The organism is Gordonia hongkongensis (assembly GCF_023078355.1).
GTDB classification, from domain to species: Bacteria; Actinomycetota; Actinomycetes; order Mycobacteriales; family Mycobacteriaceae; genus Gordonia; species Gordonia hongkongensis.
The window spans coordinates 4226462-4238919 of sequence record NZ_CP095552.1; the positions used below are offsets into that span (position 1 = coordinate 4226462).

Here is a 12458-nt window from a genome sequence, read left to right on the forward strand (position 1 = left end):
CGATCAGTCCATCGTCGGGATGACGAACTCGGCGCCGTCCTTGATGCCCGAGGGCCACCGCGTCGTGACCGTCTTGGTCTTGGTGTAGAACTGGATCGACGCCGGGCCGTGCTGGTTGAGGTCGCCGAAGCCCGAGCGCTTCCATCCGCCGAAGGTGTAGTACGCCACCGGAACCGGGATCGGCACGTTCACGCCGACCATGCCGACGTCGACCCGAGCGGTGAAGTCGCGGGCGGCGTCGCCGTCCTGGGTGAAGATCGCGACGCCGTTGCCGTACTGGTGATCCGACGCCAGGGCGAGGGCCTCCTCGTAGTCGCCGGCGCGCACGATCGACAGGACCGGTCCGAAGATCTCCTCGGTGTAGATGGTCATGTCCTTGGTGACGTGGTCGAACAGGGTCGGGCCGATGAAGAAGCCCTTCGAGATGTCCTCGTCGCCGAAGGTCTGCTCGTTGTTGGCGCGCTCACGTCCGTCGATGACGACCTCGGCACCCTCCTCGGCACCCTTGTCGATGAACCCGCGGACCCGCTCGAGAGCGGCGGCGGTGACCAGGGGGCCGTAGTCGGCCTTGGGGTCCAGGCTGTGACCGACGCGCAGTGCGTTGACCCGGTCGATCAGCTTGGCGCGCAACCGGTCTGCGGTCTGCTCGCCGACCGGGACCGCGACGCTGATCGCCATGCAGCGCTCACCGGCGCTGCCGTAGCCCGCACCGATCAGCGCGTCGACGACCTGGTCGAGGTTGGCGTCGGGCATGATGATCGCGTGGTTCTTGGCGCCACCGAAGCACTGTGAGCGCTTCCCGTGGGCGGCCGCGGTCGAGTAGATGTACTGCGCGATGTCGGAGCTGCCGACGAAGCCGAGGGCCTTGACGTCCGGGTGGGTCAGCAGCGCGTCGACCGCTTCCTTGTCGCCGTGGACGACCTGGAACACACCGTCGGGCAGGCCCGCCTCGGTGAACAGCTCGGCCAGCCGCACCGGCACGGACGGATCGCGCTCGCTGGGCTTGAGGATGAAGGCGTTGCCGCACGCGAGCGCCGGTCCGGCCTTCCACAGCGGGATCATCGCCGGGAAGTTGAACGGGGTGATGCCCGCGACGACACCGAGCGGCTGACGGATGGAGTGCACATCGATGCCGCCGCCGGCACCCGCGGTGAACTCACCCTTGATGAGGTGCGGGATGCCGATCGCGAACTCGATCACCTCGACGCCGCGCTGGATGTCGCCGAGCGCATCGGCGTGGGTCTTGCCGTGCTCGAGCGACAGCGTGGTCGCGAGCTCATCGGCGTTCTTGTTGACCAGGTCGACGAACCGCATGAGGACGCGGGCGCGGCGCTGCGGGTTCCAGGCGGCCCACTCCTTCTGCGCGGCCGATGCGGTCGCGATCGCGGCGGAGACCTCGTCGGTGGACGCCAGCGGAACCTGGGACTGCACGGCGCCGGTGCTCGGATTGAAGACGTCAGCAAAGCGGCCGCCCTCGGCGGTGACGCGCTTGCCGTTCAGGTAGTGCGGGATCGAGGGGACAGCAGGAGCGGACACGGAGATCACCTTCGACTTCGTTGGGGGGTATGGCCGGTGTCACCACATAGTAGGACATCCAAGTATTTCTTCCAACCCCTCTCAACTGGGATTTCGCCTCGGCGGGCGGGTTAGGCTACCCTCGCTTAGCGAAAACGCCGACGTCGAGAGGAGTTCACATGTCGGTCGTCATCCTCTACGGAACCGAAACCGGGAACGGTGAGCTCGTCGCCGACGCCATCGCCGACACGCTGGCCGCCGACCACGATCCGTCGATCTACGACATGAGCGAGTACGCGGTCGAGGATCTCGACCCCGAGGACTTCCTCGTCATCGTGTGCTCGACCTACGGCGAAGGCGAGCTGCCGACCGGTGCCGAGCCCTTCGCCGACGAACTCGAGAGCGTGAACCCCGACCTCACCGGTCTCCGCTTCGCGGTCTTCGGCCTCGGGGACTCGATCTACGACACGTTCAACCGCGGCGGCGAGATCGTCGCCGAGATGCTCACCAAACGCGGCGCGGTCCAGGTCGGCGAGCACGCCCGCCACGACAACTCCTCGCCCATCAAGCCGGCGAAGCAGGCCGCCGAGTGGGCCGAGGGCATCTCCCAGGAGATCTGAGCACGTCTGACGTCGACGCGGCCGGTCAACCCGCCGGGCGCGACGTCGCGCCCGCCGCCGGGCCCGCGTCGGCTGCGGCGTCGGCTGCGGCGTCGGCTGCGGCGGACTCCTCCGCCGCCACGGCCTGCTCGTATCCGCGCACGGCCGACAGCTTCGCGAGTTCGCACACAGCGCGCACCATGATCGCGAGCACGATGCCGAGGAACAGCGCGGTCGGCACAGACACCTTCAGGTTCTCACCGAGCAGCAGCACACCGAGCACCATCGCGACGGCCGGCTCGGCGACGGTCATCGACGGGAACGACGTCTGCAGATCACCGGCCCCGAACCCCATCTGCTGGGCGAGGATCGCACAGACCACCACCAGCACGAACAGGTAGATCTCGGGGTGGACGAAGGTACGCCAGAAGTGGTGCGTGATCTGGTAGATCACGGTCTTGACCAGCAACGCCGACACGCCGAACAGGATGCCGGCGACGAGCCCGTAGAACAGCGCCTTGTAGTGCGGACTCGAACGGTGGGCGAGGATCACCAGCGCGACCACGACGCCGATGACCGCCCCGACAGTGCCCCACAGCAGGAGAGCATCGGGGCGGCGCATCGACGGTTCGGGACGCGCCACGATCAGGAACGTCACCACGCACGCGACCAGAACCCCGCCCCACGCCCACTCGACACGGGCCGGATGTCGATGATCGGCCCACGCCTCCAGCGGAAGTGCGAACAGGACGGCGAGCACGACGAGCGGTTGCACGAGCAGGATGGAGCCGAGACCGAGTGCCGAGGCCTGCAAACCGAAGCCGCACAGCGCGATCGCCGCACCGGCCCACCATCCCGGGGTGATCGCACCGTTGACCCGGGAGGCGCGCTGACGCAACACGGTACCGGCGGCGATCATCAACGCGGCCAGCACCGCGAGGAGCGCGGGTACCCAGGTGTGCACGATCCCCAGGGTAACGGCGGTGAGCCGCGGTCGCGGTCCCGGCCGGGGTCGTCCCGGGCGACATCGACGGTGTCGTAACACCTACTGCCTGCCCGGACAACGTAGATTCGAACCCATGCGTTATCGGTCAGATCTGGAACGACTGGCCACCCTCGACGCCGCCGCGATCGAGGTGGCCTGCACCGACTGCACCTCGGTGGGTGAGCTCATCGACTGTGCCGTGGACGAGTACCTGGAGTTCGATGTCGCCGCCGACGAGGCCGAGGCCCGCGGTCACGACGAGCACGCGGCCTACCTCCGCCAGGAGGCCGCAGCCTGGCGCGCGACCGTGCGCGTCCTGCGGATGATCGAGTCCGAGTCGGGGTCCGGATCCCACGCCCGGGGCCGCGGCCGGCACGGCGCCGCATGAGCCGGACCCGCACGCTGGTCCTGATGCGGCACGGCAAGTCCGGCTATCCGCCCGCGACGCCCGACCACGACCGTCCGCTGGCCGAGCGCGGCGATCGGCAGGCCGCCCTCGCCGGGCGCTGGATGGCCGATGAGGGCCTGCGGATCGACGCGGTGCTGTGCTCGACATCGACGCGAACGCGCCAGACGCTCGCCCGAACCGGCATCGATGCGCCCGTGACCTTCGTCGAGGACATCTACGGCGGCGCGCCCGAGGAGATCCTGGAGGCCCTCCGCGTCCACGCGCCCGCCGACGCGCGGACGGTCCTCGTCGTCGGCCATGAGCCCGGGATGCCGTCGACCGCACTGACGCTCGATCCGCACGGGTACATCGAACGCTTCCCCACCTCGGCTTATGCGGTCGTCGGCATCTCCCACGAGTGGGACCGGATCGGGATGGCCCCGGACCCCGAAGCCCACCTCGTCGGCGTGCGGATCCCACGCGAGGAGTGACCGATGGCGCACACTGGGACCATGCGTGAGATCCAGCGAACCATCATCGACGCCCTCGCCGTGAAGCCCTCGATCGACCCCGGCGAGGAGGTGGAGCGGCGGGTCGGATTCCTCGTCGACTACCTCCGCGCCACCGGCGCCAAGGGTTATGTACTCGGCATTTCCGGCGGCGTCGACTCCAGCCTGGCCGGGAAGCTCGCCCAGCTCGCCGCCGAACGCATCCGGTCCGACGGCGGTGACGCGACCTTCATGGGCGTGCGGCTGCCCTACCAAGTGCAGCACGACGAGGACGACGCGGCCGCGGCCCTCGAGTTCATCGGCGCCGACGAGGTCGTGACCGTCAACGTGGCACCCGGCGTGGATGCCCTCGACGACGAGATCGAACAGGCCACCGGCACCCGGCTCACCGACTTCACCAAGGGCAACGCCAAGGCGCGGCACCGCATGGTCGCGCAGTACGCCCTCGCCGGTGACCGCGGATTGCTGGTGATCGGCTCCGATCATGCGTCCGAGAACGTCACCGGCTTCTTCACCAAACACGGCGACGGTGCGGCCGACGTGCTGCCGCTTTCCGGCCTGAACAAGCGGCAGGGGCGTGCCCTCCTGCGCCACCTGGATGCGCCGCAGCAGCTGTGGGAAAAGGTCCCGACCGCCGACCTGCTGGACGAGAAGGCCGGACAGACCGACGAGGACGAACTCGGCCTGCGCTACGACGACATCGACGACTACCTCGAGGGGCGCGAGATCCCCGAGGACGCCGCGGAGAAGATCGAGGCCGCCTGGCACCGCAACCGGCACAAGCGCACCACCCCAGTCGAGGTCGACGACACGTGGTGGCGGTCCTAGCGCTGCACCCAGCCGGCGCGTTCGGCGGACCCCACACGACGGCCTGTCCGCGATTAGGGTGTCGGAGTGTCTGTCTACGCAAATGGGTTCGCCCGCGTCGCCGGAGCCGTACCTGTCCTGACGCTCGCCGAACCCGCGGTCAACGCCGCGCGCACCGTCGAACTGGCGACGCAGGCCGCTGACGACGGCGCCTGCCTGGTCGTCTTCCCCGAACTCGGGCTGTGCGGGTACAGCGTCGACGACCTCTTCCACCAGGACGCCCTCCTCGACGCTTGCCGCACCGCACTCGACGACATCGTGACGGCCAGTGCCGGGCTGAAGCCGGTTCTCTGCGTCGGACTGCCGATGCGCGTGGGTGACGGCCTGTACAACTGCGCCGCCGTGATCCACGACGGCGCGGTCCTGGGGGTGGTCCCGAAGTCGTACCTGCCGAACTACCGCGAGTTCTACGAGCAGCGCTTCTTCGCCGCGGCGCGCGACGCGGTCCCCACGACCGTGCGGATCGGCGACGACGAGGTCCCGTTCGGTGCCGATCTCGTGTTCGAGGCCCGCGACCTGCCGGGTTTCGCACTGTTCGTCGAGATCTGCGAAGACGGCTGGGTGGCGATCCCACCGAGTACATGGGCAGCTCTCGGCGGCGCGACCGTGCTGGCCAACCTGTCGGGCAGCCCGGTCACCATCGGCAAGGAGAGCTACCGCACCAACCTGTGCACCGGGCATTCCGCGCGGACCATCTCGGCCCACGTGTACGTCGCTGCCGGGTACGGCGAGTCGACCACCGACCTCGCCTGGGACGGCGATGCCCTCATCACCGAGAACGGTTCGCTCCTCGCCCGCAGTGAACAGTTCGCGACGATCGACCAGATCATCACCGCCGACATCGATCTCGACCGCCTGCGGCAGGAACGCATGCGGATGATCAGCCTCCGGGACCAGGTCGGCGATCACTCCGACCGGTTGAAGTCGTTGCGTCGCATCGGTTTCGACTTCGGCGACCTGTCCGACGACGATGTCGTCCGGCGGGTGGTTCCCCGATTCCCTTATGTCCCAGCAGATTCCGCCGACCGCGACGAACGCTGCGCGGAGGTCCGCTCCATCCAGGTCCAGGGACTGGCCCAACGACTGCGCTCGACGGGTCTGGAGAAGATCGTCATCGGGGTGTCCGGCGGGCTGGACTCGACGCTCGCACTCTTGGTCGCGGTCGACACCTTCGATCGACTCGGTCTGCCGCGCACCAACATCCTCGGTTACACGATGCCCGGCTTCGCGACCGGCGGCCCGACACTGCGGCGCGCCCACGCGCTGATGAACTCGCTCGGGGTGAGCGGCGCGGAGATCGACATCCGGCCGTCCTGTGAGCAGATGCTCGCCGACCTCGACCATCCGTACGCGCGCGGCGAGAAGGTCTACGACGTCACCTTCGAGAACGTGCAGGCCGGTGAGCGGACCTCACACCTGTTCCGGCTCGCCAACGCCAACGGCGCCATCGTGCTCGGGACCGGCGACCTCTCCGAACTCGCGCTCGGATGGTGCACCTACGGCGTCGGCGACCAGATGTCGCACTACAACGTCAACGGGTCGGTGCCGAAAACGTTGATCCAGCACCTGATCCGGTGGATGATCACCAGCGGACACCACACCGCCGAGACCACCGAGACGCTCGTCGAGATCCTCGACGACGTCATCTCCCCCGAACTCGTCCCCGCCGGCGACGACGGCCGGATCCAGAGCACCGAGGACACCGTCGGCCCCTACGAACTGCACGACTTCTTCCTCTATCACCTGACGCGCTTCGGTTATCGCCCGAGCAAGATCGCCTATCTCGCGCGCCAGGCGTGGGGTGACCGCAGCCGCGGCCCGTGGTCGGATCTGCTGACCGAGGACAAGCGCAACGAGTACGACACCGCGACCATCGAGCACTGGCTCGAGGTGTTCCTGAAGCGGTTCATGGGCAACCAGTTCAAGCGCTCGGCGATGCCCAACGGCCCCAAGATCGGGTCGGGCGGGTCGCTGTCCCCGCGCGGCGACTGGCGTTCACCCTCGGATGCGTCGGCGCGGGTCTGGCTGGACGAACTCGCCGGGGGCTAGTGCGGCGGGTGGTCGCGCCCTGCGCAAGCTCCGGCCGCTCCTCAGTACCTGCGGCCGGGCGGCCGTCGTGGACTACGAAGAACCCCCTTGAGGGTCCACATCTCAGCTCCCTGAGGTGCGAGCGAAGCGAGCCACGAAGGGCTCCGCAGCCTGTGTCACTGGGCCCTTCGTGGCTCGTCGCTGGCGCTCCTCGCACCTCAGGGAGCAATGGTTATGTCGTTCTCTCGGGTTAGCGAGCAGGGGGTGGTCGCACCCTCCGCAAGCTCCGGCCGCTCCTCGGAGAACAGAACGTGGCCAGGGGTCATGCGGTTCTTCCGCCTCAGTCGCAGGCGGCCAGCAGCTGCTTGATCTCGTCGTCGAAGGCGTTCGCGATGGCCCACGGGTCCGGGGTCTGATCGGTGCAGCCGACGATGCCGATGTTGAGGTTGCCGTCGGCGGAGAAGACCGTGATGTTGAGTCCCAGGCCGTGCATGATCGGGCCCAGCGGGTAGACGCCGGTCACGCGCGCGCCGAGGAAGTACAGCGGGAAATCCGGGCCGGCGACGTTGGACACCAGGACGTTGAACACCGGCGGATGCGCCGACGCCCAGTTGCGGTCGCCGTAGATCTTCATCGCGGTGGACAGAGTCGTACCGGGAGCGAACTGCGCCCAGGACCGCAGGATGTTCGCGTCGATCTCGGCGTGGTGCTCCTTCGAGGTCCGGCTCAGCTCGGCCTGCTTGCGCAGCCGCGCGACCGGGTCGGGCTCGTCGGAGGACAGCAGGGTGAACATGCCGGTCACCTTGTTGGTGCCCTCGACGACGAGGTCCTTCTCGTCGGCGCCGTGCACCGAGACCGGGACCATCCCGACCAGCGGACGATCGGGGAGCTCGTCGTGGCCGAGCAGGTAGGTGCGCAGCGCCCCGCCGACCATCGCGAGCACTACGTCGTTGAGCTTCACCTCGAAGTGGTCTTTCACTCGCTTCACATCGTCGAGCGAGAGCTGGGTGACGGCGATGCTGCGGTGCGGCGTGATGGGTGCGTTGAACCGAGTCCGCGGGGCACGGAACGGTGCGGGCATCGCCGAATCCTGTTGTGCCCGACGGAACCAGCCGACAGGCACGCTCAACGTGCGGGGGAGCAGCTTGGCCATGGCGAGGGGCCGCTGCACGAAGTAGTTGACCGCGCCGCCGGCGGCCATCGCGACGCGCGACGACGGGCCGGCCGACTCCCCCACTTTCTCGGCGTCGAGATCCGGCGGTTCGGGCGTGAGCGTGCACATCTGGGCGAGCATCTCGGCGCCCGTCACACCGTCGGTCCCGGCGTGGTGCATGCGCAGCATCGCGCAGACCCGGCCGTCGGCGAGACCCTCGATGATCCACAGCTCCCACAGCGGCTTGCCCCGGTCGAGCGTCTGCCCGGCGAGATGACCGCACAGTTCGGCGACCTCGCCTGCGCCGCCGGGGGCCGGCACGCCGACCCGGTGCACGTGACGCTCGATGTCGAAGTCCTCGTCCTCGATCCACACCGGGTGGTCGATGTTGAACAACGAGTTGTCGAGTTTCCGCCGGAACGCGGGTATGGCAGCGATGCGTCGTTCCATCTCGGCGCGGAGTTTGTCGAAGCGGTAGCCGCCCGGCATGGTGCTCGGATCGATCTCGAACAGACCGATGACATGCATCAATTGCGAGCGCGTCTCGAGGAGAAACGATGCGTCCAGTCCGCTCAAGCGCTGCATGGGATTCGCCTTCCCTCGACGTCGGGCACCCGACCCCGTGGGCACCCCACGCCATCATGCCGCACGTGACGACCCCGGCGGGGTCGGTTCCGGCACAGCCGTGACGGCGTCGAGATGCCAGATGATCCCGGCTCAGAGCGGCAGCGAGTCGACCATGTCCAGAATGTCCTGTCCATCCGTTTCGAGGACGACGATCATGGCCAGCTCGCGCGACGGGTCGTCGGTGATCTTGAAGACCCCGCGTCCGTTCTCGTCGATCAACCCCGTCCCGTGCCGCCATCGCACCGGCCGCGACGTCTCCGAGGAACGCGAGTACTCCGCGTTCAGCGCATCTCGGGACGCGAACCAGAACACCCCGAAGGGGCGATCGACCGAGCCCGCGGCACATCGGACGACGAACACGGTGCGCACCTGACCCGCTCCGGTCTCCGACGGCCCGACCTCGTCGCGGCCGCCGGAGTATCGGCGAATGCACTCGGTGTTCATCCACTGCGCCGCGGTGTCGGGGGCCTGCGGGAGCAGCTCCGGGAACTGCGCCACCAGCGGCGCGAACTCCCCCAGCTCGCGCCCGTCCGGACCCGCTGCACGGGCCCGGGCTCGGAGTACACACCCGCGCGGATCGCGATGACCCGGTAATCATGTTCTCCGGCAGGCACACTCACGTCCTCGGCGGAGGTCTCGGGTCCCTGGTGGACGACGTAACCGTCGCCGCGGAGCAGCTGATAGGCCGACGCCCCGGACACCGGGTCCCACGACGCGATCACCCGTCCCGGTCGCGCCTGCAGGGTCAGGCCGCCGGGGGTGTCCGGCGCGTCGGGCGCGGTCACCGACCGGACGACGACGAAGCCGCCGACGGCGACCACCGCGGCGACGAGCACGATCAGCCCGATGAGCCACGGCCCCGACTCGAATCGGCGTGGCGAGCGCGGTGTCGTGGTAAGGGATGTCGAGGGTGTCGGCGAGGTCATCAGATCGGTAGCCTTCTCAGGACGTCGCCGGCTGCGGCGGCGGGCTCACCCGGGACGACCACCCACACCACCGACCGTGCGTGGTCGCCGTCGTCGAAGGTGAGGATCGCCTGCCCCTGATCCCGCTGCTTGTCCGACAGGTACAGCGTGCCGGTGTGCCCCTGCGCGGTGGTGTAGTCGACGCCGCGGAGGTCGTGGGCGGTCACCTTCGCCGCCGCGACCGCTTCCTCCGGGGTCTCGTAGGTGTCGACGATCACCTGATACGCCGCCACACCCGGGTCCGACGCCCGCCCGCTGTCGTCGCCGGTCGCGGCGTCGGCGTCGCGGGTACACGACACGGTGCGTTTGCTCGACGAGAACGCGAGATCGCCGTCCTCGCCCCAGCAGCGCATCGCGTCGAAGCCGTTGGTGCTCAACGGCGTGGCCGGGATCAGGTCGTGGTACAGGTCGGCGATGGGCTGCAACTCGCCCCATGTCATGAAGACATCGACCTGTTCGGAGTTCCGGGAGAAGTCCGACACCCGGCCGCCGTCGTGCGCCGCGACCTGATACGTATACATGCCGGGCACCGGCCGGGGCGCAGTGAACTCGGTGGCGGGCCCGGAATAGATCACGTCCTCGTTCTGGGTGACCACGTAGTCGGTGGCCCCGGCCACGCCGTTCCAGGTCAGTTCGACAGCGGTGGTCGTGACCTCCACGTCCGGGGGATCGGGGGTGTCCAGGGAGGTGGCCGACATGCGTGCGAAACCGATTCCGGCGCCGAGGATCCCGGCGACGAGCACCGCCACGATGCCGATCGCGGCGAGGTGGCGAGGCCGACGGACGGAAGTGGGTTGCGTCGCATCGTCATCGGGTGGCCAGGTCTGCACCGGTCCCGATTGCACGGGCGGTGGCGTGTACCCCGTGCTCCCCGCGACGCCGGCGCCGACGTGCCCGAACCCCGGGCTCGGTTCCGGACCGGCCGGTGCGGGCCCGGCGGGGTCCCGGCCGGGGGCTCGGTCGGGGCTCCGGGACTGATCGCCGGGCCGATGAGCGTTGCGCGGGAATCGAAGACGTCGGCGAGCGCGGCGGCGAACTCCCCCGCCGTCGGGTGACGGCGACCCGGCTCCTTGGCGATCGCCCGCGCGAGCACGGCGTCGACCCCGGCGGGCAGCGCCCGGTTGCGGGCGCTCGCCGACGGGGGTTCGTGATGCATGTGCGCGGTCATCAGTCCGTGCAGCGACGGCGAATCGAACGGCGGTGCACCGGTGAGGAGTTCGTACGCAGTGGCAGCGAGAGAATAGATGTCGCTCCGGCCGTCGACGCGCAACCCCTCGATCTGCTCCGGCGAGGCGTAGCGCATGGTCCCGATGGTGATCCCGGTACCGGTCAGGTGGGTCACCTCATCGAGGACCTGGGCGATGCCGAAGTCGGTGAGTTTGACGGCCTCCGGGGCGCTGTCGGTGGCGCCGTCCGCGCCCGGCGTGATGAGGATGTTGGCCGGCTTGATGTCCCGGTGCATGACGCCGCGCCGGTGCGCCGCGTCCAGACCCGCCGCCGCCCCGGCGATGATCGTGCACGCGAGACCGGGGTCGAGGGCCGATTCCCGGGCGAGCATCCGGGCCGCGTCGGTACCCGGCACGTACTCCATCGCGATCCACAGCAACTCGTCGAAGACACCACGGTCGTAGACGGCCACGATGTTGGGATGGTGCAGCGGAGCGACGATGTCGGCTTCGCGTTCGAACCGCGCGCGGAAGACCGGGTCCGCGGCATGGACCGAGCGGAGCACCTTCAGGGCGTCGGCGCGCGGCAGCCGGGGGTGCGCGGCCTGGTAGACCTCGCCCATGCCGCCGCGTCCGAGCACGTCGAGGACGCGGTACCCCGCGATCAGGTCCCCTACCTGGTACATGACGTCCTCACCGATCCGTGTGCGGTGGCTGTGCTGGGGACGAATGGTACCGATTGTCGCGAAACGCGGTGGACCACACCGGTGCGGACTCTACGATCGGCGGCGATGGAAACCACCGAGAACCCGACCCCGACGACCGCCGAATTCACCCCGGCAGAGCTCGACGAGGCCTTCGCACTGTTCCAGCGCACGGTCGCCGAGATCGCCGTGAGCCGGGACTGGGATCGCTATGCCGAACTGTTCACCGAAGACGCCGACTACATCGAGCACGCCTTGGGCACCATGCGCGGCCGCGAGGAGATCCGGACCTGGATCTGGCGGACGATGACGTCGTTCCCCGGCAGTCACATGACCGGGTTCCCCTCGCTGTGGCATGTGGTCGACGCGCCGACCGGCCGGGTCATCTGCGAAGTCGACAACCCGATGCGCGATCCGGGCGACTCGACACACATCACCGCCACCAACATCACCATCCTCACCTACGCCGGCGACGGCAGGTGGAGTCGCGAGGAGGACGTCTACAACCCGATGGAGTTCGGGCGCGCGGCGATGCGCTGGTGTGAGAAGGCACGCGAACTGGGCACCATCGACGAGCCGGCCACGGCGTGGATGGAGACGACGGGCGCGATGTTCGCCTCGCGTCCACGTTCCGGTTGAGGGCCTGCCGACCTGCGCGAACACCGGTTCCGGCGTCGCCCGCACCGACGTGACCGACACCACCGGCCGGTTGCGTAACGCGGCGCGCGGGCGTGAACGACACCCAGGCGACGGACTTGGGACACCGGTGTGCGTGCCGTACGCTAGAACTTTGACCAGTGGCGACGGGGCGGCGCGGGGGACCCGGCCCGACACCCCACGGTTCGGTGGGCGGGGTGCGCGCCTCCCCACGACGACGTCGCGAACCACGGTCGTGGCCGCCGGCCACGCGCGCGGATCGATCGACACGACGCACGACGACGACACGCAATGA

Annotated in this window: 12 protein-coding genes and 1 pseudogene; 7 read left to right on the top strand and 6 right to left on the bottom strand. The window is 68.9% G+C overall.

Annotated features, from left to right (window positions below; genetic code table 11):
* Positions 1 to 3: 3 nt before the first annotated feature.
* Positions 4 to 1536, bottom strand: coding sequence for a CoA-acylating methylmalonate-semialdehyde dehydrogenase (locus MVF96_RS19045; protein ID WP_078113656.1), 1533 nt, complete (start codon positions 1534 to 1536; stop codon positions 4 to 6).
* A 158-nt stretch (positions 1537 to 1694) separates the two neighbouring features.
* On the opposite strand from MVF96_RS19045, the gene MVF96_RS19050 reads away from it, so the two are divergent.
* Positions 1695 to 2135, top strand: coding sequence for a flavodoxin domain-containing protein (locus MVF96_RS19050; protein ID WP_058253830.1), 441 nt, complete (start codon positions 1695 to 1697; stop codon positions 2133 to 2135).
* A 25-nt stretch (positions 2136 to 2160) separates the two neighbouring features.
* Here MVF96_RS19050 and MVF96_RS19055 read toward each other — a convergent pair whose 3' ends face one another.
* Positions 2161 to 3078 carry a DMT family transporter gene (locus MVF96_RS19055; RefSeq protein ID WP_247450055.1) on the bottom strand — a complete coding sequence of 306 codons (918 nt, stop codon included), beginning with the start codon at positions 3076 to 3078 and terminating at the stop codon, positions 2161 to 2163.
* 115 nt (positions 3079 to 3193) lie between these two features.
* Here MVF96_RS19055 and MVF96_RS19060 point away from each other — a divergent pair, with 115 nt between their 5' ends.
* The 4 genes from MVF96_RS19060 to MVF96_RS19075 all read left to right on the top strand — a co-directional run bounded on the left by MVF96_RS19060 (position 3194) and on the right by MVF96_RS19075 (position 6912).
* Positions 3194 to 3487, top strand: coding sequence for a hypothetical protein (locus tag MVF96_RS19060; protein ID WP_247450056.1), 294 nt, complete (start codon positions 3194 to 3196; stop codon positions 3485 to 3487).
* Entirely contained in the window at positions 3484 to 3978 is a 495-nt protein-coding gene (locus MVF96_RS19065) for a SixA phosphatase family protein (RefSeq protein WP_065629727.1), read from the top strand. The genes MVF96_RS19060 and MVF96_RS19065 overlap by 4 nt, the downstream gene beginning before the upstream one ends.
* A gap of 21 nt (positions 3979 to 3999) precedes the next feature.
* Positions 4000 to 4824, top strand: coding sequence for an ammonia-dependent NAD(+) synthetase (nadE, locus tag MVF96_RS19070; protein ID WP_247452139.1), 825 nt, complete (start codon positions 4000 to 4002; stop codon positions 4822 to 4824).
* Between the two features lie 66 nt (positions 4825 to 4890).
* Positions 4891 to 6912 (top strand): NAD(+) synthase, encoded by a 2022-nt coding sequence (locus MVF96_RS19075; RefSeq protein ID WP_247450058.1) that lies wholly within the window; start codon positions 4891 to 4893, stop codon positions 6910 to 6912.
* Between the two features lie 319 nt (positions 6913 to 7231).
* Here the strand turns inward: MVF96_RS19075 and MVF96_RS19080 are convergent, their stop codons facing one another.
* The 4 genes and pseudogenes from MVF96_RS19080 to MVF96_RS24715 all read right to left on the bottom strand — a co-directional run bounded on the left by MVF96_RS19080 (position 7232) and on the right by MVF96_RS24715 (position 11488).
* Entirely contained in the window at positions 7232 to 8629 is a 1398-nt protein-coding gene (locus MVF96_RS19080; RefSeq protein ID WP_247450059.1) for a WS/DGAT/MGAT family O-acyltransferase, read from the bottom strand.
* Positions 8630 to 8761: 132 nt separating this feature from the next.
* Positions 8762 to 9169 (bottom strand): hypothetical protein, encoded by a 408-nt coding sequence (locus tag MVF96_RS19085; protein ID WP_247450061.1) that lies wholly within the window; start codon positions 9167 to 9169, stop codon positions 8762 to 8764.
* A complete protein-coding gene (locus MVF96_RS19090) occupies positions 9112 to 9597 on the bottom strand; it encodes a hypothetical protein (protein ID WP_247450062.1) in 486 nt (161 codons plus the stop codon). The genes MVF96_RS19085 and MVF96_RS19090 overlap by 58 nt, the downstream gene beginning before the upstream one ends.
* A pseudogene (locus tag MVF96_RS24715) lies at positions 9597 to 11488 on the bottom strand (serine/threonine-protein kinase). The gene MVF96_RS19090 and the pseudogene MVF96_RS24715 overlap by 1 nt, the downstream one beginning before the upstream one ends.
* A 105-nt stretch (positions 11489 to 11593) precedes the next feature.
* On the opposite strand from MVF96_RS24715, the gene MVF96_RS19105 reads away from it, so the two are divergent.
* Positions 11594 to 12145 carry a nuclear transport factor 2 family protein gene (locus tag MVF96_RS19105; protein ID WP_247450067.1) on the top strand — a complete coding sequence of 184 codons (552 nt, stop codon included), beginning with the start codon at positions 11594 to 11596 and terminating at the stop codon, positions 12143 to 12145.
* A gap of 151 nt (positions 12146 to 12296) precedes the next feature.
* Positions 12297 to 12458: a hypothetical protein gene (locus MVF96_RS19110; protein ID WP_159371397.1), complete on the top strand. Its 162-nt coding sequence runs from the start codon at positions 12297 to 12299 to the stop codon at positions 12456 to 12458.